The sequence below is a fragment of the Scandinavium sp. genome (genome assembly GCF_051650185.1).
In the GTDB taxonomy this organism is placed as follows: Bacteria; Pseudomonadota; Gammaproteobacteria; order Enterobacterales; family Enterobacteriaceae; genus Scandinavium.
The window spans coordinates 1-23,609 of record NZ_JBOFIN010000145.1; the positions used below are offsets into that span (position 1 = coordinate 1).

General features: G+C 52.7%; 24 protein-coding genes and 1 pseudogene. 7 read left to right on the forward strand and 18 right to left on the reverse strand.

The features are described 5' to 3' along the window. Window positions 1–47: 47 nt before the first annotated feature. From rpmB to mutM, 3 genes are all read left to right on the forward strand, one after another. Window positions 48–284: a 50S ribosomal protein L28 gene (gene rpmB / locus ACRCWW_RS19920; RefSeq protein WP_438683935.1), complete on the forward strand. Its 237-nt coding sequence runs from the start codon at window positions 48–50 to the stop codon at window positions 282–284. Between the two features lie 20 nt (window positions 285–304). Next, entirely contained in the window at window positions 305–472 is a 168-nt protein-coding gene (gene rpmG, locus ACRCWW_RS19925; protein ID WP_003024094.1) for a 50S ribosomal protein L33, read from the forward strand. A 98-nt stretch (window positions 473–570) separates the two neighbouring features. Continuing rightward, complete coding sequence (mutM, locus tag ACRCWW_RS19930) at window positions 571–1,380, forward strand: bifunctional DNA-formamidopyrimidine glycosylase/DNA-(apurinic or apyrimidinic site) lyase (protein WP_438683936.1); 810 nt, start codon at window positions 571–573, stop codon at window positions 1,378–1,380. Window positions 1,381–1,445: 65 nt separating this feature from the next. On the opposite strand, the gene coaD is transcribed toward mutM, so the two are convergent. From coaD to rfaQ, 7 genes are all read right to left on the reverse strand, one after another. Next, window positions 1,446–1,928: a pantetheine-phosphate adenylyltransferase gene (gene coaD, locus ACRCWW_RS19935; protein WP_438683937.1), complete on the reverse strand. Its 483-nt coding sequence runs from the start codon at window positions 1,926–1,928 to the stop codon at window positions 1,446–1,448. Window positions 1,929–1,931: 3 nt separating this feature from the next. After that, window positions 1,932–2,702, reverse strand: coding sequence for a glycosyltransferase family 2 protein (locus ACRCWW_RS19940; RefSeq protein WP_438683938.1), 771 nt, complete (start codon window positions 2,700–2,702; stop codon window positions 1,932–1,934). Then, window positions 2,702–3,976, reverse strand: a complete 1,275-nt coding sequence (waaA, locus tag ACRCWW_RS19945) for a lipid IV(A) 3-deoxy-D-manno-octulosonic acid transferase (RefSeq protein WP_438683939.1) — start codon at window positions 3,974–3,976, stop codon at window positions 2,702–2,704. The genes ACRCWW_RS19940 and waaA overlap by 1 nt, the downstream gene beginning before the upstream one ends. 85 nt (window positions 3,977–4,061) lie before the next feature. Next, window positions 4,062–5,057 carry a glycosyltransferase gene (locus ACRCWW_RS19950; protein WP_438683940.1) on the reverse strand — a complete coding sequence of 332 codons (996 nt, stop codon included), beginning with the start codon at window positions 5,055–5,057 and terminating at the stop codon, window positions 4,062–4,064. Window positions 5,058–5,068: 11 nt separating this feature from the next. Further along, window positions 5,069–6,169, reverse strand: a complete 1,101-nt coding sequence (locus ACRCWW_RS19955; RefSeq protein WP_438683941.1) for a glycosyltransferase — start codon at window positions 6,167–6,169, stop codon at window positions 5,069–5,071. Window positions 6,170–6,171: 2 nt separating this feature from the next. After that, a complete protein-coding gene (locus ACRCWW_RS19960; protein WP_438683942.1) occupies window positions 6,172–7,299 on the reverse strand; it encodes a glycosyltransferase family 4 protein in 1,128 nt (375 codons plus the stop codon). Continuing rightward, on the reverse strand, window positions 7,296–8,366 hold the full coding sequence (gene rfaQ / locus ACRCWW_RS19965) for a putative lipopolysaccharide heptosyltransferase III (protein ID WP_438683943.1): 1,071 nt from the start codon (window positions 8,364–8,366) through the stop codon (window positions 7,296–7,298). Before rfaQ ends, ACRCWW_RS19960 begins: the two co-directional genes overlap by 4 nt. A gap of 150 nt (window positions 8,367–8,516) precedes the next feature. Between rfaQ and ACRCWW_RS19970 the strand changes: the two genes are divergently transcribed. Next, entirely contained in the window at window positions 8,517–9,479 is a 963-nt protein-coding gene (locus ACRCWW_RS19970; RefSeq protein WP_438683956.1) for a polysaccharide deacetylase family protein, read from the forward strand. Window positions 9,480–9,493: 14 nt separating this feature from the next. Here the strand turns inward: ACRCWW_RS19970 and ACRCWW_RS19975 are convergent, their stop codons facing one another. The 6 genes from ACRCWW_RS19975 to rfaD are packed head-to-tail and all read right to left on the reverse strand — an operon-like array spanning window position 9,494 to window position 15,626. After that, window positions 9,494–10,660, reverse strand: a complete 1,167-nt coding sequence (locus tag ACRCWW_RS19975; RefSeq protein WP_438683944.1) for an O-antigen ligase family protein — start codon at window positions 10,658–10,660, stop codon at window positions 9,494–9,496. Beyond that, window positions 10,657–11,550: a sugar glycosyltransferase gene (locus ACRCWW_RS19980; RefSeq protein WP_438683945.1), complete on the reverse strand. Its 894-nt coding sequence runs from the start codon at window positions 11,548–11,550 to the stop codon at window positions 10,657–10,659. Before ACRCWW_RS19980 ends, ACRCWW_RS19975 begins: the two co-directional genes overlap by 4 nt. Window positions 11,551–11,557: 7 nt before the next feature. Next, complete coding sequence (locus ACRCWW_RS19985) at window positions 11,558–12,646, reverse strand: glycosyltransferase family 9 protein (RefSeq protein WP_438683946.1); 1,089 nt, start codon at window positions 12,644–12,646, stop codon at window positions 11,558–11,560. Between the two features lie 3 nt (window positions 12,647–12,649). Then, complete coding sequence (rfaC, locus tag ACRCWW_RS19990) at window positions 12,650–13,633, reverse strand: lipopolysaccharide heptosyltransferase RfaC (protein ID WP_438683947.1); 984 nt, start codon at window positions 13,631–13,633, stop codon at window positions 12,650–12,652. 3 nt (window positions 13,634–13,636) lie between these two features. Beyond that, entirely contained in the window at window positions 13,637–14,683 is a 1,047-nt protein-coding gene (gene rfaF, locus ACRCWW_RS19995; protein WP_438683948.1) for an ADP-heptose--LPS heptosyltransferase RfaF, read from the reverse strand. Window positions 14,684–14,693: 10 nt separating this feature from the next. After that, window positions 14,694–15,626 (reverse strand): ADP-glyceromanno-heptose 6-epimerase, encoded by a 933-nt coding sequence (gene rfaD / locus ACRCWW_RS20000; protein ID WP_404656580.1) that lies wholly within the window; start codon window positions 15,624–15,626, stop codon window positions 14,694–14,696. A gap of 215 nt (window positions 15,627–15,841) precedes the next feature. Here rfaD and kbl point away from each other — a divergent pair, with 215 nt between their 5' ends. Further along, entirely contained in the window at window positions 15,842–17,038 is a 1,197-nt protein-coding gene (gene kbl, locus ACRCWW_RS20005) for a glycine C-acetyltransferase (RefSeq protein WP_438683949.1), read from the forward strand. Window positions 17,039–17,047: 9 nt separating this feature from the next. Continuing rightward, window positions 17,048–18,073, forward strand: coding sequence for an L-threonine 3-dehydrogenase (gene tdh / locus ACRCWW_RS20010; RefSeq protein ID WP_438683950.1), 1,026 nt, complete (start codon window positions 17,048–17,050; stop codon window positions 18,071–18,073). A gap of 87 nt (window positions 18,074–18,160) precedes the next feature. Here tdh and ACRCWW_RS20015 read toward each other — a convergent pair whose 3' ends face one another. Together ACRCWW_RS20015 and ACRCWW_RS20020 are read right to left on the reverse strand one after the other, a co-directional pair. Beyond that, window positions 18,161–19,078 carry a hypothetical protein gene (locus ACRCWW_RS20015; protein WP_438683951.1) on the reverse strand — a complete coding sequence of 306 codons (918 nt, stop codon included), beginning with the start codon at window positions 19,076–19,078 and terminating at the stop codon, window positions 18,161–18,163. Then, window positions 19,071–20,303, reverse strand: a complete 1,233-nt coding sequence (locus ACRCWW_RS20020) for a glycosyltransferase (RefSeq protein ID WP_438683952.1) — start codon at window positions 20,301–20,303, stop codon at window positions 19,071–19,073. Before ACRCWW_RS20020 ends, ACRCWW_RS20015 begins: the two co-directional genes overlap by 8 nt. Window positions 20,304–20,509: 206 nt before the next feature. Between ACRCWW_RS20020 and ACRCWW_RS20025 the strand changes: the two genes are divergently transcribed. Then, a complete protein-coding gene (locus ACRCWW_RS20025; RefSeq protein WP_438683953.1) occupies window positions 20,510–21,307 on the forward strand; it encodes a glycosyltransferase family 2 protein in 798 nt (265 codons plus the stop codon). 6 nt (window positions 21,308–21,313) lie between these two features. Here ACRCWW_RS20025 and ACRCWW_RS20030 read toward each other — a convergent pair whose 3' ends face one another. The 3 genes and pseudogenes from ACRCWW_RS20030 to ACRCWW_RS20040 form a co-directional block, all read right to left on the reverse strand. Further along, window positions 21,314–22,249, reverse strand: coding sequence for a divergent polysaccharide deacetylase family protein (locus ACRCWW_RS20030; protein ID WP_438683954.1), 936 nt, complete (start codon window positions 22,247–22,249; stop codon window positions 21,314–21,316). Window positions 22,250–22,252: 3 nt separating this feature from the next. Then, window positions 22,253–23,524 (reverse strand): murein hydrolase activator EnvC, encoded by a 1,272-nt coding sequence (gene envC, locus ACRCWW_RS20035; protein WP_438683955.1) that lies wholly within the window; start codon window positions 23,522–23,524, stop codon window positions 22,253–22,255. 9 nt (window positions 23,525–23,533) lie between these two features. Next, window positions 23,534–23,609 (reverse strand): annotated as a pseudogene (locus tag ACRCWW_RS20040) (phosphoglycerate mutase); the annotation flags it as partial.

Here is a 23,609-nt window from a genome sequence, read left to right on the forward strand (position 1 = left end):
AATACCCTATACGAAGCTCGAGCTAATTTGATTTTTGGAGAATAGACATGTCCCGAGTCTGCCAAGTAACTGGCAAGCGTCCGGTGACCGGTAACAACCGTTCCCACGCACTGAACGCGACTAAGCGCCGTTTCCTGCCGAACCTGCACTCTCACCGTTTCTGGGTTGAGAGCGAGAAGCGCTTTGTCACCCTGCGTGTATCTGCTAAAGGTATGCGTGTTATTGATAAGAAAGGCATTGATACAGTTCTGGCTGACATCCGTGCCCGTGGCGATAAGTACTAAGTACTAAGAGGAATTGAATCATGGCTAAAGGTATTCGTGAGAAAATCAAGCTGGTTTCTTCTGCTGGTACTGGTCACTTCTACACCACCACGAAGAACAAGCGTACTAAGCCGGAAAAACTGGAACTGAAAAAGTTCGATCCAGTTGTCCGTCAGCACGTACTTTACAAAGAAGCTAAAATTAAATAATTTTAGTCTCCTTGTACGAAAACCCCGCTCTTGCGGGGTTTTTTGTTTTCTGCACGTCCCCATAATAGAGAGCATCCTGAACGGTTTTCGGAGACGTCATGCCTGAATTACCAGAGGTTGAAACCAGCCGTCGTGGCATTGAGCCACATCTGGTCGGTGAAACCATCCTGCACGCTATTGTTCGTAACGGCCGCCTGCGCTGGCCAGTCTCGGCTGAAATTCACAGCCTCAGCGATAAACCTGTGCTCAGCGTCCAGCGACGTGCCAAATATCTGCTTCTTGAACTGCCGGATGGCTGGATAATCATTCATCTGGGCATGTCCGGGAGTTTGCGCATTTTGCCTGAAGAGCGTCCGGCCGAAAAACATGACCATGTTGATTTGGTGATGAGCAACGGCAAAGTGCTGCGCTATACCGACCCACGTCGCTTTGGCGCGTGGTTGTGGACCAAAGAGCTTGAAGGACACAGCGTGCTGGCGCATCTTGGGCCTGAGCCTCTCAGCGAGGCGTTTAACGCTGACTACTTCCGTGAAAAATGCGCAAAGAAGAAAACCCCAATCAAGCCCTGGCTAATGGATAACAAACTGGTGGTCGGTGTAGGGAACATTTACGCCAGTGAATCGCTCTTTGCCGCCGGGATCCATCCCGATCGCCTGGCGTCATCGCTTTCACCACAAGAGTGCGAGCTATTGGTGCGCGTGATTAAGGCTGTTTTGCTGCGCTCAATTGAGCAAGGTGGAACGACGCTAAAAGATTTTCTGCAAAGTGATGGTAAACCGGGCTATTTCGCGCAGGAGCTGCAGGTCTATGGCCGTAAAGATGAGCCATGCAGAGTGTGCGGGGCACCGATCATTGCGACGAAACACGCGCAGCGGGCGACGTTTTACTGCCGCCAGTGCCAGAAATAACTCACTAGTCTGTTTGTTGGTTGTAGGCCGGATAAGCGTTAACGCCATCCGGCAAGAAGAGTGCACTAAGGCTTCAGCTTATCCATCAGCGCCTGATGAACGGCAGGGGGGAGGAAGTGGGCGACATCACCGTCGTGGCGAGCCACTTCTTTCACCAGCGAAGATGAAATGAATGACCACTCTTTCGAAGGCATCAGAAACACACTTTCCAGCTCTGGCATCAGGTGGCGGTTCATGTGCGCCAACTGCATCTCGTATTCAAAATCTGCAACCGCACGCAGACCACGAATCAAAATATTGGCCTGCTGTGCGCGGGCAAAATTGGCCATCAGGTCACTGAAGCCCACCACTTCAACATTCGGGATATGTGAAACAGCCTGCTGAGCCAGGGCTACACGTTCATTCAAATCGAACATCGGCTTTTTGCTCGGGCTTGCGGCAATCGCCAGCAACACTTTATCGAACATCGCACTGGCGCGAGTGACGATATCAAGATGACCGTTGGTGATGGGATCAAACGTGCCGGGATAGATGGCTTTTGTGCTCATGACTCACGCCTTCTTGCTAAAGCCGCGGTTCAGTGCCCACAGCTCGGTGTACTTGTTAAACGTATATTGTGCGTTAACCACAGCCAACAGCCAGCCCTGTGCGCCATCCAGCACGCCACCACGTATCAGCAGCGTTTTAATGAATGCGCCGAGCGTGTGGCCGAAAATGCCTGCCAGTGACGCCTTTTTGCCTTTCTGGAAACGTTCCTGAGCCCAGGCCGTCGCGTAGGCGAGCTGTTTTTGCTGGAAGTCAGCAAAATCGCGGCACGTCAGATGACGTAGATCGCCCTTTAGCTCGATGATTTTGGCATCACGGCACTCAAGGGATTCATGAACCAGATTGTCATTGTACTGCCAGCGTTCGCGTTCGTAGAGGCGCAGGACCCTGTCGGGATACCAGCCACTATGCCGCATAAAACGACCGAGAAAATAGTTCTGACGAGCAATGCTGTAGACCGCACCTGCTTGTGGCGCAGTGAGCACGTGACGCAAAGAGTGTTCTAATTCAGGCGTGACTCGCTCATCGGTATCGATCATCAGAATATAATCGCCGCTTGCCAGGGCTTGTGCACGCTGGCGCTGAACGCCGTAACCTTGCCAGTCGCTATTCACATGGACTTTTGCGCCCAGGCTGCGAGCCAGTTCCACCGTGTTATCACTGCTGCCGGAATCCAGAACGATGATCTCGTCAGCCCAGTGGACTGACGCCAGGCACTCTGGCAGCAGCTCAGCGGCATTTTTGGCAATCATCACCACCGACAGGCGCGTTGGCATTAATGACTCCGCTGAGGCAGGTAGGGTTGCAGTAACTCCAGCAGACGGACGAGAGCGCCCTGGTTCTGATGAAGAACATCGACAGCGTGACGGCCGTACCACAGACGATAATCTTCGTCAGTGAGCAGCGTGGAGACTTCTTTCACCAGCGACTCGGTATCCGTCACGGTGATGAGCCCTTCCGCCTGCTGCAGCTTGGCGCAGATGTCTTTGAAATTGAAAATATGGGGCCCCATCAGCACGGGAATGGCGTGAGCCGCAGGCTCCAGCGGGTTATGACCGCCGCGCTCGACAAGGCTTCCGCCAACAAATGCCAGATCGGCAATGCCGTAGAGCAACATCAGCTCACCCATCGTGTCGCCAATGACGACCTGAGTGTTGGGCGAAGGGATCTCTCCGGTGCTGCGCAGGGTGAAGGTCATTCCGGCTTTTTGCACCAGTTCACGGGCATCCGCAAAGCGCTCTGGATGGCGCGGCACCAGAATCAGCAGCAGGTCAGGGAAAGTTTCCAGCAGCTTTTGATGTGCATCGAGGATAATTTTTTCTTCGCCATCGTGGGTGCTGGTGGCGATCCACACCTGACGGCGCGGCGCCCACTGGCGACGTAGCGTGATGGCTCGTGCCGCCAGTTCTGGCGTCACGGAGATATCAAATTTGAGGCTGCCGGTAATGGCGAGCTGATTACGTTTGAGGCCGAGAGAGAGGAAGCGGTTGCCGTCTTCTTCATTCTGAGCGGCAATTAAGGTGATGCGGCTCAGCAGGCGACGCATGAAATTGCCGAGCTTGCCGTACCCTTTCGCGGAGCGTTCAGACAAACGAGCATTAGCAATTACCAGCGGAATTTTGCGCTTGTGCAGCGCCGTCACCATGTTTGGCCACAGCTCTGTTTCCATCACGATAACCAGTTTCGGCCGCACGGTGTTGAAGAAGCGGTTCATCGCCCCCGGCAGGTCGTAAGGCAGATACACATGCTGGACGTCTTTCCCGAAGGCAGACATTGCACGTTCTGACCCCGTTGGTGTCATCGTGGTCACGGTGATAGGCAGCGAAGGATAGCGATGGCGCAGGGCGCGCACCAGCGGGATAGCCGCCAGCGTTTCGCCAACGGACACGGAATGCAGCAGTATGCCATCGGGCACTACCTTGCCTTTGCAGAAGCCGTAGCGTTCTGCCCAGCGTTTACGGTACGCAGGCGCTTTGCGGCTGCGTAACAGCAGCCGCAGCCAGACCAGCGGCTGAATCAGGTAGAGCAAAATGGTATACAGAAATTCCAAGCGTGTTATCCGTTTTTATTGTCTTCGGCGGGCAAATTCTAAGCATTTAGCGGGCTTAAAGCTATCCCTTTGGCAATCTGGACGTTCAATCGCTCAGATAACGTTTCAAACGGAAGTAGCGGCGGCCTAAACGCCAGCGCAGACGCGGGCTTTTTGCACTTTTCCAGATCAGTCTCCAGATGCCACGATCGAAGAATTCCCGCACGATCATCGCCTTTTTACGCGGATCTTTCATATTGTCGAACGTATGAATGATCCCCAGACCTTCTTTGGCTATCTGCCAGTGGCAAGCCGCGATGCCTTTCACCTGTTCCGGATAGCGCTGGTTTATCGCATCCAGCATCTCCAGAATTTTCATATAGTGGCGAGCAGAACGAATTAGCGTCTCGTCGGTGTCCGGCGTATGGGAGACGGATGCCGAGTGGATGTAGTAATCGTAATACTGTTCGCTGGTGTACTGCACTCGCTCTGCAGCCAGCAGCACTTCTGTCGTCCAGGGAATGTCCTGATGACGAAGGCCTGGCTCGAAATGGAAATTATGCTGGCGAATGAAGTCATGGCGGTACAGATTCAGCCAGGTCACATGCAGAAACTTGCGTGAGTCCAGGGCTTGTTTCAACCACACCGGGCCACTCAGGACACCGGTAGAGTGCAATTTTTCAGGCGGGAAAATCGGACGAGTAGGCTTTTTGTCATTTTCCCAAACGTAGTTCCCGTTGCAGGTCACAACATCAAGCTGGCTTTTGAGGGCCAGATCCAGCAAGTGCTGATACATGCCCGGTTTGAAGAAATCGTCGATATCCGGGAAGGACAGGTACTGGCCGGTGGCAACGGCCAGGCCAGTATTACGGGCAACGGAAACGCCCTGATTTTCCTGCTCGAGCACCTGCATCTGCGGCAGCTGCTGGCGCCACTTTTCCACTATCTGCAGTGAGCCGTCGGTGGAGCCGTCATTGACGATGATCACTTCCATGCTCTCGATATTTTGCGCCACGAGGCAGGAGAAGAACTGATCTAAAAATTTTTCGCCGTTGTAGACGGCGACAACCACGCTAAGCAGTGGTGATGTCGGGTGTTGCATACAATACCTGATTACTGTTTAGTGCCCGCAAGCGCAATATATTGACGGCAGATTGCCTCAATGCCGTAGGCAGAAATGGTGGTGTTGTCGATAGCCGGTGGATGTTGCCAGATATCCTGCATGGTTTTTGCCAGCCCATCGTCATTCATTTCACTCAGACCACGAGCAAGTTCGCCAGTGAGAATTTCTGACGGCCCGCCTGGACAGCGTGTACTCACGGCTGGCGTCTGGCAAATAATCGCTTCAACCAGCACGTTACCAAATCCTTCGCAATCAGAGCTCAAGACCAGCTGTTTTGCGTTTTTGATCCACGGATAAGGGTTCGGTACGAAGGCACGGAACTGCGTTCTGTCGGCAATGCCTAATGTCTTTGCCAATGCTTTCAGCTGGTCGATTTGTTTTTGACTGCCATTACCCATCATCACCAGCTGGCCTGGAATGCCACTTTTTGCGAAGGCACGAAGCAGGCGATCGTGGCGCTTGTGTTCATGGAAGCGGCCGACATGGATGAGGTAATCCTGTCCTTCCAGCTCAAAAGGTTCATTAGCAAGCTGCTGAATAGTCGCGATATCAAATGGGTTATGGATAACCGCGCCCCGGTTGAGGGTGATGCGCAGATTTTGGGTCAGATCATGAAGCACGGCATTCGATACCGCCACAACCTGTGAATTTTCATAAACCCGGCGAATTTTGGCCCGCTTAAACCAGCGTGACGGGGCACGGCGATTGCGCAGGTAAGAAAACGAGAACATGCCGTGAACGCAGTACCAGATTTTATCGCGGCTGATAGCGCGTGTACGAGCCACGATGCGATCCGTTTTATGCAGGTGGGAGAACACGATATCGAACTTCCCGCTTTCCTGCGCTTTGACGATGGCTTCGTCCAGTAAATGAGCGCGGCGACACAGCTCCGTAAGCTTTCGCCAGGGCTTTTTACAGGTGTCCTGAACGACCTGATAATCGATGCCTTCCGGAATGGCGTAGTCACACACTTTGCGCAAAGAGAACAGTGATACCTGATGACCCATTTCCACGAGCCCACGCGAGAGCGTCAGCACCGTTTTTTCGGCGCCCCCGCCGGGTAAACCATCAATAATCATAAGGATGCGCATCATTAATCCAATAAAGTTTGATAAAGCGTAATGAGCTGGCTTGAGAGCCGCTCCGGTGTTGCATCCATGACTTTATGGCGAGCAGCCATGCCCATTTTGTCATCGTATTCCTGTGCCGGTATTGCCATCGCGGCCTCTCGCAGGCGTGAGATGTCGAGTGCATCGCAGACAAAACCGTTTGTACCTTGCGCAATAAATTCAGCCCCACCGCAGGTGGGTGAGGTAATGACGGGCAACCCGCAGGCCATCGCTTCCAGAATGACATTGGGAAACGGATCATACAGGGTTGGCAACAATAAGCCGTCGGCCGCCTGATAGAACGGCAATGTTTCTTTTTGCATACCACAAAAACGAACGCGATCCGCGCAACCTTCTGAGCGCGCCAGCGCGTGATAGTGCTTTTCAGCTTTGTCCTGACCAACGACAAGCAGGTAACGATCGCTGCCTGCGATGGCTTTAATCGCCGCCGCCAGCCCTTTACGTTCAAACCCAGAGCCCACAAAACAGAACACCACGGCATTCGCTGGAATGCCAAGCTTTTCACGCAGGGCGAATTTTTGCATGCTTTCCGCTGGAACGAAGCGGCTGGAATCAATGGAATTATAAATCACGTGGACTTTTTTTGCGTCGACGGCGAAATCTTCGATGATTTCTTGTTTCACCATTTCCGCATTACAAATCACGGCTTTGAGTTCCGGCGCCTGATACATCGCCTTTTCAGCGCCCATCACGTAGCGATGGTAGCGATCGAGCATCAGCATGTGGCCACGCCAGCCGGGTAAAATTCGTTGGCGTTGCAGTAACCAGCGGCGGTGAACGCCATCGCCTGCACGGTAAATATCGCAGCCTGCAATTCGCTCATGGCTTTGCACGATATCAAACTGCTCTGCCTGCCAGAGCTTGCGCGCCGCATGAGCGAAACCGCGTTCGCGGCTGATGCGACCCCATTTCTGTGGATCGCAAAGATGAATGTGCCAGTCATCCTGTTTTTCGCCCTGCCACTGGCGAGTGATGACATTTAGCTCTAAATCCTGATTGCTCAAAGCGCTCAGGGCGCGAGAAACAAAACGTTCGGCACCGCCGTCAGGACGATATTTTTGGCGCACTATGGCGAGGCGATGTTTCTTCATGACAGGCAATTCCTTGCTGCAGCAATGACACGTTCAACCGGGATTGCGTCCAGATAGCGTTCTTTCGTCTTCGTGTCGACCGCATCAGGATCAGGCAACGGGCCATAATCCCCCGCCCAGATCACTTCACCTTTCACCTGCCATGGGCTCCAGAACGTGAGTTTTGATGGGCCAAAGAGCGCAACGCACGGCGTCTGTAAGGCCGCAGCCATATGCATAGGCACAGAGTCCACGCCAATAAACAGCGCGGCGTGGCCTATCAGTGCGCCTAACTGACGAAGCGTTAACTGTCCGGCTAACGACACCACGCGTTCCTGAGGGCAGGCGGCAAGGATGGTGTCGACCATAGCCAGCTCTTTTTTATCCGGGCCTGAAGTCAGCACAATCGTGTACCCATCTTGCTGGAGTGCCGCGATGGTTTGGGCCATTTTGCTCTCATCCCAGCACTTGAAAAACCAGCGAGAGGTAGGCTGCACAACGATAAACTTTTCTGGCACGCCCTTTTCAGCCAGTTTATCAGCGACGGCTTGCCAGTCTTCCTGGCTATAGCTCATCGCAACCGAACTGACTGGCGCAATACCCAACGGGGCAAGAATCGAGAGATTTTGCTCAACGGTATGCATCTGCTTATGGCCGTTTACGGAGGCAAGCTCCGTATGGCAGTGACGCCAAAACCAACCGCGACGCTTATTAAAATCAAAACCAATGCGCACTGGCGCGCCGGTAAAACGAGTGATGATGGCACTTCGCCACTGGTCGGCAAGGTTGAGAACCAGTTGATAACGCTGGTCATGCAATGTCATCAGCAACTGCCACTCTTTTTGCAGATGCCCGCGCGTACCGAGTTTTTTCCACTTGCGATCGATGCCATAGATTTGATGGATGTCAGGATGCGCGGCCAGCATATCCCGGGTTTCTTCATATAACAGAACGTCGATTTGCGCATCGGGCCAGCGCTGGCGCAGAGAGTGGATCACCGGGGTAGTCAGAAGCATGTCGCCATGATGACGTAATTTAATCAAAAGAATGCGTAAACCGGGCGCGTTAAGTGAGTTATTCATCATCATCTTATTGGGGTCATATTGCCTGCAATTCTAATAGACATGATGAGGACTTGCATCATTTCTCGGCAATGTCAGGTTTTTCCTGGCAACTGTTTACTCGGTGAGACGAGAGTGCGTAACATAGCCCTAACCCTCATCGACTATGGCATCACCATGACGAAACCAGCATTTATCATCACCATCGATACTGAAGGCGATAACCTTTGGCAAAACCATCGGGAAATTAAAACGGAAAACGCCCGATACCTGCCGCGCTTCCAGGCTCTGTGTGAAAAATATGGTTTCAAGCCGGTCTGGTTAACGAACTACGAGATGGCGGTTGACCCGGTTTACATCGACTTTGCCAAAGACGTGATTGCTCGCGGGCAAGGGGAAGTCGGCATGCATTTGCATGCCTGGAACAGCCCACCGGAGCATGATTTGACCGGCGATGACTGGCGCTGGCAACCCTATCTGATTGAATATCCGGATACGGTTCTGCGTGAAAAAGTGCTGTTCATGACTGAGCTTCTGGAGAGCACCTTCCAGACTAAAATGCTCAGCCATCGTGCCGGACGCTGGGCGTTCGACAGCCGTTATGCAAAATTGCTGATTGAGCTGGGCTATCAGGTCGATTGCTCAGTGACGCCGCGCGTGAACTGGCGAAACGCCAAAGGTGCGCCGCAGGGGACAGGCGGAACGGATTATCAGCACTTCCCGGAACATGCGTATTTTATCGATGAAAATGCGATTCATCTGCCAGGCAACAGCGCCTTGCTGGAAGTTCCGATGAGCATTCAGTACAAACACCCGGGTTGGCTGAATAGCGTGAAGCAAGGTTACGATCGCCTGCGCGGCAAATACCGTTCTCCTTCCGTTAACTGGCTACGCCCTGCTGGTGGAAATGCAGATGAGATGATCAAGGTTGCGGAGAAATGCCTTGCCCAAGGCAACGACTACGTCGAATTTATGCTGCACTCATCGGAATTTATGCCCGGCGGCAGCCCAACGTTTAAAGATGAAGCCGCGATTGAAGGGTTGTATCAGGATTTAGAAAAGCTCTTCGCCTGGCTTGCACAACGAACCCAGGGAATGACGCTGGCGGAGTTTTATCAGGTGAAAAAAAACGCCGGGTGACCGGCGTTTTTACTTTATCGCTGCGCAGATTTGGAGACTGGCGTGCTCATGGCGATGATTAATGGCAGCCAGAACAGCACCCAGTACTCGCGTGGGTTACTAATAATAAACATCCCTTGCGTGGAGTAGAATATTAGCGAAAACAACCAAATGGCGACTTCAGCTTTCTGGTTTAATGCAAAATGCTGTTTGCAGCGCCACAGTGCGAGCCCGATAACCGAGACAAATAATACGAATCCAACGATGCCGCCTTTAAGCAATGCTGCAAAATACAGGCTGTGTGTTGTTGTGACATGTTGGCCAATACTGTTAACGAACGCTAATTCCTTTTCGAAACCCCAACCGAAAATAGGTTTTTGCATTGCAACATCATAGGCATGTTCCCAGATACCAAAGCGAATAAAGCTTTGCTGATAGGAGGAATCAATGCGGTTGATAAAAGTATCGAGGAATCCACTGGCATAAAGCAAACCCACTGCCGCAACGATGAGCAATGAAATTGCTGCTAATAATTTGATATTCCATTTTGGGCGCAGCACGGCAGTTACGACACTGGCGGCAACAAGTGCCATTAACGGGCCACGACTTTGAGTCAGTATCAGACAAAGTAACAATAGTGGGATAGGAACCAGGAACCACAGCGATTTGAACTCACGCACCAGCAGCACGCTGAAGAGAATGCCTAATGCCATATAGCCCCCAAGATCAATAACATTGTCAGGTGACCAGGGAAATCCATCGCGAAGACGTGAGTGGAAGATATGGCTCTTATCAACAAGGGTTAGAGTGAGCACAGCCAAAATAATGGTGCCAAGCCAGACTGCTGTGATGACATATTTCTTATAACCTGCCAGCTCTGCTTGTCGGTAAAGTGCCATTAACACCAGTAAATAAAATGAGTGTGTTAGCGAGGAACTCAGGTGGGGTGAAGTGGACCATAAATTGGAGAGCGAATAGTAGATAACAAACACTGCTACGGTAGCTAAAGAATACAGATATATTTTGTCCTGTAAAAACTGATTACGAGCTTGAGAAGAAAAAATCAGCGTAAGCAGGAATAATGATAATGCGATATGAAATGAAATGTTAACCCTGGAAACACCGCAAAAAATCGTGCTCATCAGGATGAAGAAAATAAAGAATGATAAATAGATTTTTTTCCATTTAACCAATGACATCATAAAAAACCCTGTTTGGGGAAAGTGCTTTCGGGGACGGAGCTCAGCGATGACAGATTAACGATGGAGACGCCTTTCTTTGCCAATACTTCACTCGCTAATTTTAATGCCGGGAAAACGACTCCATTGAGCTTATCATGCAGGTACGAAGGTCGTTTACTCCCTTCATTCTCGTAGAACCGAGGTGCAGAAAGATTGTTCAGGTCTAACCCTGCGATATAGATTTTCGTAAAGCCAAGGTAGCCAATGACCTGGAGTGCCCAATAAACAACAGTGCCTGCATCAAAAACACCTTTGCAAATATCAGTGCTGAAGGCAATCTCAGGATGTGTGGTTGAAAAAACAACATTGGCTTTATTTGAGAAATGATGATTAATGTGGTTTCTTTTTACCGATGGCTGATAAGTTTGATAACAAATGTCTTCAATAATGGCTAGCTTGCATTGAATATTTTCATATCCGAATGCATCGATAAGCTTGATAATCCCCATTACTGTCGTGAAGAGGGTAATATTTCCTGAAGCACAGACTTCTTTGATCATTTGAGTGTGATGATCGATAAACGTCATGTCGACAATAAAGTAGAGTTTGAAATCAAGGGGGTATTTGAGATTCCATGCCCCATTTACCCCTGCGGTAGTGATGTCATCAGGACGCTGGCTAAAATCAATCTCTTTCACTGATGGTCCTGTCGCCGTCAATAACAGGCTTCCGGAATACTGATCATGCAGCTCAGATAAACGCGTCAGTGGGATGGAGTGATGGCGATAGTTTAATGCTGTGATTTCACCTGACGCGGCACGCCGAATTTTTACATAGGGCCAAAGATTCTCATTGTGACGCATATTGCGCTTATGGGTATAACGATAAATCTGTTTAGTCAGCGTGCCCATAAAAACCTTAAATGAGATTATTTTGAGATTGATTCTTTGAGGCAATGAAATGATAGAGTCTGATGGCATCCTGTTCAGAGAGGCAGAACAACTCTTCACGGGATTTATCAAAATAATACCGTGTCTCAAACACATATGAACTGATGTTGTCATCATTGCCAATCAACAGGGTTTTACCCAGCGGGCGTTGTTCGTGGTGACAGCATGGTCCAAACAGCAGGACGACAGGCACGCCTACAGCGTCTGCGATATAGACATTCCCCGAGTCGGAGGCAATGTAGCAATCCATTCTGGAGATGGCCCACGGCACATCTTCTAACGGCAGCAATCCCAGCATGCTGGTGATATTGCTCTGTTCACCTGTGACGCGATAAAGCTCGTCAAGCCAGGGTTGTTCGTTCTCAGTGCCGAAAATGTAGTACTGGCAAGGCAAATCTTTCAACGTGTCGAAAATACGTTTCCAGACGGACGGCGGAACTGTCTTTGCTTTATTGCCTGCGGAAATGCTCAGGCCGATACGAATAACACCCTGTTTATTCAGGCATTCCGGCCATGCTTTCGGTTGATAGAGCGGATGCGTGGCATGCTTTGGGGCATCCTGCCAGCTCAATGTTCTGTCTGCTAATTGCAGATAATTAGTGACTGATAGCGTCTGTTTCCCGTGCTCTACCACCCCATCCGCCGCCATGTAGAAAATGGTGTGATACCAGCGGCGGGTGTAGATGCTCAGGAACTGTTTGTTTTTTGCATTACAGACGGCGGCGAAGAAGAGATTGGTGCTGTTCGGCTGCAGCAGATACACGTTGTCGTAGCGATTCATGATCTGCCAGGCAAAGCGGAGTTTGGCGAACACATTGCGCTTCTTTTTACCGATGAGATAAATCGTCTCGATGGTGTCGTCGCGGCTTGCCAGCGGCTCTACGGCGCGACTTATCAGCACATCACTCTTTTTCAGGTGACTGAGTAAGGGGGTAGCATTGACGAAATCGCCAATCTTCGCGGTCTGGATAACGAGGTTTTTACCGGTCTCTTTGCGAAACAGCTTCCCCAGCAATTTTGCCGGAAGAAAGAGAATAAACAGAAGCACATAGCTCATTAACTACGTTTCCTTGCCCGTACGTTGCAGGTTGCCCTGTAGGACGTTAAAAATCGCATCGGCCGTGATATCTCCCATCTTGCCCGTCGGGCTTACGTATTGTTGTTGGTTTTTGCCGTAGCCCCCAATCAGCCCGGGATCGGTTGGGCCGAAAAGAGTGATGTTGGGGCGATCCAGTGCCGCGGTTAAGTGACTCAAACCGGTGTCGACGGAGACAATCGCTTGTGCCCCTGCCAGCTCTGCGGCAACGTCTGCCAGCGTGAGCTTTGGCAATATTTCGACGTGCTTAAGCCCTGCTGCAATGCGTTCCGCGCGCAGACGTTCATGCTCCGCGCCCCAGGGAAGTTTAATCTGTAATCCGCTTTGTTGCATCAGTTCTACGAGGGCTCGCCAGTGCGATTCCGGCCAATGTTTATCATCCCGGGTTGTGGCATGCAGGAATATGACATACGGAACGCCGCAGTGTTCCTGCGAATGCTGAAAATGACGGGCAATCGCGTAATCACCCTGAACAGCAGGTTTCACATAGCCGAGGCTTTTGGCGAACAGTTCGCGCGTGCGTTCGACGGCATGCTGCTCTTTGGCGATATGATGGCGTCTGTTGTAAAACAGGCTTGCCAAAGGTTCACGGGCGCTGCTCCAGTCCATACCATGTTTCACGCCACGTGCCAGACGAGTCACCAGCGCAGCGCTTTTTACCAGCCCTTGGGCATCAATAATGGCATCGTACTTTTCTGTCTGGATCTGCTGACGAAAAGCATGGCGTTCAGCTTTGATCGGTGCTGAGAACCAGGCTTTGCGCCAGCGGCGGATAGCCACAGGGATCACTTTATCCACAGCAGCATGCCAGGTCGGGATTTGGGCAAAGCCTTCTTCTACGGCCCAGTCAAAACGAAGGCCTGGAATGGCATTGGCGGCATCGGTCAGGGCAGGCAAAGTATGCAGCACATCGCCCATCGAAGAGGTTTTTACGATCAGCACTCGCATGCGTCAGGCATCCTCGTCCAGCAGGAGTTGATTGAGCTCTTCCAGAACACGAGACGGCGTAATGTCGATCAGGCTTTGATGATAGCCTTCGGCGGCGTCGCCTTTACGCACTTTGTGATAGCCGGAAATGAGGCGAATGACTTTCGCTTTGTGCGAAAGCGGCGGCGTGAAATCCGGGCTGCTTGGGCCATACAGCGCAACCAGTGGACGATTCAGGGCCGCAGCAACGTGCATTAAACCTGAATCGTTGGTCACCACCGCTTTGCAGGCAGCGAGCAGCACAACGGCTTGCTCAAGCTGAGTTTCCCCCGCCAGATTTCGGCACCATGCCTGCTGCCCGATGCTCAATGAGGCAAGGATTTCATTGCCGGCATCATTGTCTTTGGCTGAGCCAAACAACACCACCTGATAACCTTCGTCAATCAGCTGTTTCGCCAGTTCAGCGTAGTGATAGTGCGGCCAGCGCTTTGCCGGGCCGAACTCAGCGCCCGGGCAAAAGCCGATCATCTGGCGTTCGCTGGAGAGGTTAAACGCGTTACAGACCTGGGATTTCTCCCCTTCGTTAACCTGAAGCTGAGGCCATAGCAGCGGCTGCGGCAGATCTTTGGCAGAACGCATTACGCCTTTGTCATAAGCCAGTGCGACGTAACGTTCGACCATTAAAGGCCATGCCGCTTTGTCGAGCACGCGTGCGTCATTCAGCAGACCGTAGCGCATCTCGCCACGCCAGCCTGTACGCTGCGGGATCCCCGCGAAGAACGGTACCAGTGCGGATTTGAATGAGTTAGGCAGAACATAAGCGCGATCGTAGCGCTTTTCGCGCAGGCTGTGCCCGAGTCGACGGCGTTCGCCGATTTCCAGCGCACCGTGGCCTAATGGCATCGGGATGGCTTCGTTAACTTCTGGCATGCGCGATAAAAGAGGACGGCACCACGCGGGTGCCATCACATCAATGATCGCCTGGGGATAGCGCGCCTTGAGCGTGCGGTAGAGACTTTGCGACATCATCATGTCGCCCACCCATGACGGGCCGATCACCAGTATTTTCATTGGTCTTATCTTATGCGTCGCGGTTCAGCCAGGCCATGTACTCCGCGACACCTTCCGCCACGGTTTTGAACGGCTTGTCGTAGCCGGCTTTACGCAGGTTAGTCAGATCGGCCTGAGTAAATGCCTGGTAGCGGCCTTTCAGTTTTTCCGGGAACGGAATGTATTCGAGGGAACCTTTCTGGTGATATGCCAGCGCGGCGTCAGCCACGGCCTGGAAAGATTCCGCACGGCCCGTGCCGAGGTTGAAAATGCCGGACACGCCGTTTTCCCAGAACCACAGGTTGACTGCCGCAACGTCGCCGACATAGACGAAGTCACGTTTGAAGCCATCGCTGCCTTCGAACAGTTTCGGGCTTTCACCGTTGTTTAACTGAGTGTTGAGGTGGAAAGCGACGCTCGCCATGCTGCCTTTATGGCCTTCACGTGGGCCATAAACGTTGAAGTAACGGAAGCCGACTACCGGAGAGTTTGCTTCTGGCAGGATCTGACGAACGTATTCATCGAACAGGAACTTGGAGTAGCCGTAAACGTTAAGCGGCTTTTCATATTCGCGGGATTCAATGAAGTCAGAAGTACGGCCGCCGTAGGTGGCAGCGGAAGAAGCGTACAGGAACGGGATTTCACGCTCCAGGCAGTAATGCAGCACCTCTTTGGAGTACTGATAGTTGTTATCCATCATGTACTTGCCGTCCCACTCGGTGGTGGATGAACAGGCGCCTTCATGGAACACGGCTTCAATTTCACCGAACTCTTCGCCCGCCATAATCTGGATCAGGAAGTCTTCCTTGTCCATGTAGTCGGCGATGTTGAGGTCGACCAGGTTGACGAATTTGGTGCCATCTTTCAGGTTGTCCACGACAAGGATGTCAGAGATGCCTTTGTCATTCAGGGCCTTAATGATATTGCTGCCAATAAAACCTGCGCCGCCGGTAACGATGATCATAACGATAACCTTTGAAATGTGGGTGACCGGGCCTCTCCCGGACGCTAATGGTTCTTATCATACCATCACTACGCGGAGTCTTCACATTCACCGACAAGCCGCAGGGATACACGTGATTTATGCTACAAAAATACTTATCTGGCACAGCGTCATCTCGTATACGCCTATAGCATTGGGTAATATGTGCCAAATTTTGCCGAATCTGGAGAGTTGCAATGCGTGGTGATTTTTACAAACAGTTAACCGGTGACCTGGAGACCGCTCGCGCGGAAGGGTTGTTTAAAGAAGAACGCATCATTACCTCCGCCCAGCAGGCGGACATCACCGTCGGTGACGGCAATCATGTCATTAACTTCTGCGCCAATAACTACCTTGGCCTGGCAAATCATCCTGAGCTGATTGCTGCAGCAAAATCCGGCATGGACAGCCACGGTTTCGGCATGGCGTCCGTGCGCTTTATTTGCGGCACTCAGGACAGCCATAAAGTGCTGGAGAAAAAGCTGGCCGATTTCCTCGGCATGGAAGATGCCATTCTTTACTCCTCTTGCTTCGACGCCAACGGCGGCCTGTTTGAAACGCTGCTGGGTGCAGAAGATGCCATTATCTCTGATGCACTGAACCACGCTTCCATCATCGACGGCGTACGCCTGTGTAAAGCAAAACGCTTCCGCTATGCCAACAACGATATGCAGGAGCTGGAAGCTCGTTTGAAAGAAGCGCGCGAAGCGGGTGCTCGCCATGTGCTGATCGCCACCGACGGCGTGTTCTCCATGGACGGCGTGATTGCTAACCTGAAGGGCGTGTGCGACCTGGCGGATAAGTACGATGCGCTGGTGATGGTCGATGATTCCCACGCGGTAGGCTTCGTGGGCGAAAACGGCCGTGGCTCCCATGAATACTGCGAAGTGATGGGTCGCGTGGACATCATCACTGGCACGCTGGGTAAAGCGCTTGGTGGCGCATCCGGTGGCTATACCGCCGCTCGCAAAGAAGTGGTTGAGTGGCTGCGTCAGCGTTCTCGCCCTTATCTGTTCTCCAACTCACTGGCGCCGGCAATTGTCGCAGCGTCCATCAAAGTGCTGGAGATGGTTGAGTCCGGTGCAGAACTGCGCGATCGCCTGTGGGCCAATGCTCGCTTGTTCCGTGAAAAAATGACGGCAGCAGGCTTCACGCTGGCAGGTGCTGACCACGCGATTATTCCGGTGATGCTGGGTGAAGCCACCGTGGCGCAAGAGTTTGCGCGCGAGCTGCAAAAAGAAGGGATTTACGTCACCGGGTTCTTCTACCCGGTGGTGCCAAAAGGCCAGGCGCGTATCCGCACGCAGATGTCCGCGGCGCATACTCCTGAGCAAATTGAACGTGCGGTGGACGCGTTTACCCGCATCGGTAAGCAACTGGGCGTGATTGCCTGAGGGTGTGAGATGAAAGCATTATCGAAACTGAAAGCCGAAGAAGGGATCTGGATGAACGACGTTCCGGAACCGGAAGTCGGGCATAACGACCTGCTGATTAAAATCCGCAAAACCGCTATCTGCGGCACCGATGTGCATATCTACAACTGGGATGAATGGTCGCAGAAGACCATTCCGGTTCCTATGGTTGTCGGTCACGAGTATGTCGGGGAAGTGGTCGGCATCGGCCAGGAAGTGAAGGGCTTTAAAATTGGCGATCGCGTGTCTGGCGAAGGCCATATCACCTGCGGCCATTGCCGTAACTGCCGTGCTGGTCGTACACACCTGTGCCGTAACACCACCGGTGTAGGGGTAAACCGCCCGGGCTGTTTCGCGGAATATCTGGTGCTCCCGGCCTTTAACGCCTTCAAAATCCCGGACAATATTTCCGACGATCTGGCTTCCATCTTTGACCCGTTTGGTAACGCTGTTCACACGGCGCTCTCTTTCGATCTGGTCGGTGAAGACGTGCTGGTGTCCGGCGCAGGCCCGATTGGCATTATGGCCGCTGCGGTGGCGAAACACGTCGGCGCTCGCAACGTGGTTATCACCGATGTGAACGAATACCGTCTGGAGCTGGCTCGCAAAATGGGCATCACTCGCGCGGTGAACGTCGCCAATGAAAGCCTGACGGACGTGATGGTCGAGCTGGGCATGACGGAAGGGTTTGACGTGGGTCTGGAGATGTCCGGTGCGCCACCGGCGTTTCGCACCATGCTTGATACCATGAACCACGGCGGGCGTATTGCGATGCTGGGCATTCCACCGTCAGATATGTCCATCGACTGGACCAAGGTCATCTTCAAAGGCCTGTTCATCAAAGGCATCTATGGCCGTGAGATGTTCGAAACCTGGTACAAAATGGCGGCCCTGATTCAGTCTGGTCTGGATCTCTCCCCTATCATCACCCACCGTTTCGGGATTGATGATTTCCAGAAAGGCTTTGACGCGATGCGTTCAGGTCAATCAGGGAAAGTTATCCTGAGCTGGGATTAACTTTTGGTGAAAGCCGGGTGGCGCTGCGCTTATCCGGCCTACGGACGTTGATTTCTGTAGGCCTGTGCAAGCGTAGCTCCGCCAGGCTTAGCTTTGCTGCTGCTTCTCTTTGTCCGTCAGATAACGCACCTTACGGGTGTAATCCTGCCCTTTAAACAACAGCTTGCTGTCGCGAGAGACGAGATACTTCTGCCATTCCGATAACGGGAATCCACCGTGCGCTCCAACCACTTCTTTCGGGATAACGGCTTCCTGTCCGCCGATTTTTTTCGATACCGGCCAGTTCATCCAGTCGCCCAGATTCACGGTTTTCAAATCCAGCATATCCAGCAGGGCAGCCAGCGGTAGCTGATCGGTTGGCGGCTGGCTGTCGTCCATCAGTTCCCAGGTATCCTGGAACAGCGTTAACCACAGCGGGCAGATACGACGCCAGGTTTTGCGGGTGGCGGCCAGAAAGGCGCCATTCACATGGTCGACGATATAAGGGCGAACGGTCTCTTTATAGTAAGCCGGAACGTTCTGCTCAGGCGCCCCTTCCAGCTTGGCGATCATTTTGCCCTGACGGAAGCTGGAGTAGATATGCTGATCTTCCACGCGGAACTGCGGCATTTGCAGCAGATTGAGGTCGGAATCGATCATCAAAATCCCTTCACCCCGCGCCTGAAGAGGCGCATTCAGCTTGACCAGACGGCTCAGGTAGATTTGCTTATAGCGATAGCTCTCTTCACGCTTTGGCAGCTCCAGCGTGACCACGCGCGTTTTTGCCGGCAGTTCGCCAAAAGCGCTTTCTGGCTGGTCGCTGACGATCACAATCTCTTCGAGATCAGGGGCAAAGCGCTCAGCAAAGGTCGCAGACAGCAACGCTTCTTCAATGTAATCCGCGCCAGTGCAAGGAATGACGACAGACGTCACCGGCACGCTCACAGAAGAAGGGGCGAGTGAAGCGTAAGGAATGTTGTGACGCGCCTTGATGTGGCGATAGCGGGCATTCAGAAATTTAAACATGGTCTGTCCGTCTTGATGAAAGAGAAGCCAGTTCGTGCTCCACGCCGGCAACATAGTGCTCAATGGCGTAATGGTCACGAACATGCTGATTAGCCTGAGTTGCCAGGCGCTGGCGCAGATCGGCGTCCTGCCAGATAGCAGAAAGATGGTCAGCCAGCGCGTGAATGTCACTCCACGGGAAGAGCAACCCGGTGTGCTGGTGGCTGATTAATTCGCCAGTGCCGGTGACGTCGGAGCCAATGGCCGGAATGCCTAATAGCATGGCTTCGAGTACCACACGCGGTAATCCCTCGCTGCTGGAAGCGAGGACAAAGGCATCGAACGTGGCGAGATAATCAAAGGGATTATTGCGAAAACCGGTAAAGATCAGACGTTCGCTTAAGCCCAGCTTAGCGGCCTGTGCTTCAAGCGCCTGGCGTTCCGGCCCTTCGCCGATAAGGATCATTTTCCATTTAGCGTCAGGGTATTTTTGCCGGAACAAGGCCAATGCTTCAAGCGTGTGGTGATTGGCTTTGCGGGCAATCAGAGAGCCGATGCTGCCGAAAACAAAGGTGTCGCCATCGAGGCCAAGCGATTCGCGCATTTTGTGACGGTCGGGCAGCGGCTGGTGAATATCGATAGCGTTGTTCACCGTGACGCAGAATTTTGCCTCCACCCCATTGGCGAGTAGCACGTTTTCCACACCCTTTGATACCGCGATAATTCGGTCGATTTGCTGATTCACAAGCTGCACTAACGAGGGCGAAAGTACCGGTTCAATACGGCAGTGCTGGACCAGCGCAACGGGCGTTCCACGCACGGCGTGATAGCCCTCTTCGTTAGAGCCGGGCTGATTGTTCATGTACAGCACGTCATACCCGCCATCCTGCAGCACTTTTTTGAGGCGGCGGGCATCGGGCTGAATGCGCCACAGCGTATCCATTTTGCGGGTAAACGATTTGCGCGCATCGCGGGAGAAAAACAGCAGGCTGCGGCCAAGCTCTTTAAGCACTTTCGCCCAGCCTGGCTGGCGGCGAGCAGGTAAGACAATCATCGGAATGCCGATAGCGCTCAGCACCTGCTCAATGCTTTCTCCGCCCGCACGGCGATAGTTATGGTAGAAACAGCAAGTAATATCAAAGCGTTGGCGGTCAATACGCTTGAGCAGTTCGAGCATGCTGTTGGTGCCACCACCCCACTCTTTGCCACTGTCGAACAGCAGGATTTTTCGTTTTTGCGGCACCATGCTCTCTGATTCTCATATTAAAAAACCAGCCAGCATTATAAGGAAACTCGCGGGAGATTCAGCGTTTTTTGTTGCCTTGAGTGATGATCCAGAAATGAACGAAAAATCAATCGCTATAAAAGTGTGGATCCGATTATGTTTAAAAATGAAAACGCACACTAAACTTCGGGTTTATTTCTCACCTTTTTAATACCGGCAGGGCAGGAATGCTTAAATTAACGGTCTGTCTGTTAACCTTTAATTCTGAACGTTTGTTGCATAAAGTGATCCCGCCATTAATCACCGTGGCTGATGAAATTGTTGTCATCGATTCCGGCAGCAGCGATGAGACATTAAATATTTGCCAGGAATATGGGTTGAATGCGATATATCATCCATATCGTATGCACGGTGAGCAAATGAATGTCGCGATACAGCATGCTTCCCATAACTGGGTATTGTGCATGGACAGCGATGAAATTCTTGATCCCCAAACCGTGGCCTTTATTAACACGCTGAAAGCCGGGCAGGAGCCACCCGCACACCACGGCTGGCGCATCACGCGGCACTGGTACGTGCTGGGGGAAGAGATCCGAACCATTTACCCCATCTCGTCACCCGACTATCCTGTCCGTCTTTTTCATCGTCAGCATGCGCGTTTTAATCTTCGCCCGGTGGACGATCAGGTTGAGGGCGATATTAAAACCTTCAAAATTGAAGGCCATGTCAGGCACGATACTTTTTGGTCCCTGCACGAAGTCTTCAGCAAATTAAACAGCTACACGACCCGCCTTGTGAAATACAAAAAGATCCGGCCTTCTCTTACTCGTGGGTTTATTAGCGCAATTGGGGCGTTTTTTAAGTGGTATTTGTTTAGCGGAGCCTGGCGGAAAGGGAAAGTCGGTGCGGTGACAGGATTGTATGCCACGCTATATAGCTTTCTGAAATACTTCAAAGCCTGGTACGCGCACGAGAAAAAGCCGGGAATCGTGGCTGAAGAGCGCACAGACTCCCGTCAGGCCTGATGGCTATCAGGCCTTTTTATCCCAACCCTGCCACTGCAATTGCAGGTACTGCACCAGCGTACTGTGAGTAATACTTTCACCGAGCACGGCAAAGTAACGGCTGGCGTAGACCGGTTGCGGGGTCTGCTTCGGTTTACACAGCTTCACGCCACGGAAAGGATTACGCGGCGCAGTCGGTTGTACTGGCTGCGTGTTGTTTGGCGTTGAAGTATCAACCTGTGGCTCATTGAGCAGGCTGCTTGGGCGCACAAGCGTGATATCCGGCGGCAGGTTGTAAATCATCTGCTGGAGCACGCGCACCGTTGAAGGATGCGGGTGTCCGATAGCAATGGCAGAACCATTTCGTCTGGCAAGCTGAACGGCACGGTTAAACTGCATGCGAATATCCGCTTCGTTTTGCATGTCATCCAGGAACACCTTACGTTTTATCACCTTCACATTCGTGCCCGCAGCAGCGCGCATCGACTGGCTGTTGCCAATCGTCATGCTGTCGAGGAAGTAAAAGTTATAATGGTTCAGCACCTGCATCACTTTTTGCATCCCAAACAGGCTGGATGTCATCGCGCTACCCATGTGGTTGTTCAGGCCAACCGCGTAGGGCACTTTGCCGACGGCATCGCGAATAATGCGCTCGATCTCATCGCTGCTCATGTCCGGACGAAGGGTGTCTTTTTCCAGCGGCTGTTTGCTGATTGGCGCCATGGGCAGGTGGATCAGAACTTCATGGCCACCGTTGTGGGCTTTGGTCGCCATTTCCCGGGCGTGCGGCGCATTGGGTAACACCGCGACGGAAACGGCGTTTGGCAGAGCCAGGACCTGGTTTTCCTGCTGTGGGCGGTAGCCAAAGTCATCTATCACAATGGCGAGTTTTCCGGCGTGGACCGGAGCCACCATCGTCAGGGCGGCGCTGATGGAGAACACTAACGTGCGAAATTGAAGCAAAACTTATCTTCCCAACCACGGCTGTGGATTGACCGCCTGACCCTGGCGGCGAATTTCGAAGTAGAGTGACGGCCGGCCCTGACCACCACTGCTGCCCACAAGGGCAATCGGCTGGCCTGCGCGAACCTGTGTTCCAACGCTTACCAGCGCGCTTTGGTTGTAGCCGTAAAGGCTCATATCGCCTTTGCCGTGCTCGACGACGACCACTAAGCCGTAACCCTGCAGCCAGTCGGCGAGGATCACACGTCCATCGGCAATGGCTTTCACTTCGGTGCCTTCAGACGCACCGATAACCATCCCTTTCCAACGTAGTTCACCCTGCAGCTGTTCGCCATAGCGATGCAGCGTTGGGCCACGAACCGGCCAATAGGCCTGACCGCGAGGCGAGCCCAGGCCGCCTGTTCGTGCCATCAGTGAACGTTCACTTTCTGAAGGTTTGTAGGTGGTGCCTTTGCGGGAAGCGTCTTGCTGACGGTCACGCACGGCTTGCGCTTCTTTGGCTTCTTTCTCAGCACGCGCTCGCGCAGCGGCTTCAGCCTGCGCAATGCGTGATCTCATACGTGATTCGTTGGCACGAAGCTCGCTGAGTTGCTGCTGTCCGGCCTGAATGGAGGATTCCAGCCCGGAGAGGGTTTTCTTACGCTCGTTACGAGCCTGCTCAAGCTTGGCCTGCTGGGCTTTCTGCTCGTACAACAGCGTTTGCTGCTGGCTTTGCTTCTCTTCCAGCTCCGCTTTCTGTGAAGCAACCTCTTCGCTGGTTTGCTTTAGTTGGGCGATGGTTTCCTGACGGGCCTGATTGAGATAGCCGAAATAGGCCTGCAAACGCTGACCACGCTGACTCTCTTCGCCACTCAGTATTAACTGAATACCGGTGTGCTCGCCCTGACGAAAAGCCGCATCAAGCTGTGCGGCAAGATTACGTTCCTGGGCCGCTTTTTGCTTTTCGAGTCTGGCTATGGAGGCGTTCATCGCGTCGACCTGCTTATTGAGGTCGGCTAGGGTATTCTGCGTTTCCCGAAGCTTACGGGCTGCTGCAGCGATGGCTTCTTCTTGCGTTTTGAGCTGAGCAAGCAGGGTGGAGCGTTGCTGTTGCTGTTGGCGAACCGCGCGCTCTTTGGCGGCGATATCAGCCTGAATGGATTGCAGCTGGCTGCGATCGTCTGCATGAGCATATGTCGCGCACAGCAATACGCCAGCGCTGAGTGCGCTGGCGTAACTCATGGATCGGACTGCCGTCGCGATCCATGTATTTGAAAAAATCGCCTTTCCCCTCATGGGGAGGGATTATTCCACGATGAACAGCGGCTTGCCAGTCATCTCTTGCGGGATTTCCATCCCCATCAGCGTCAGCATGGTCGGT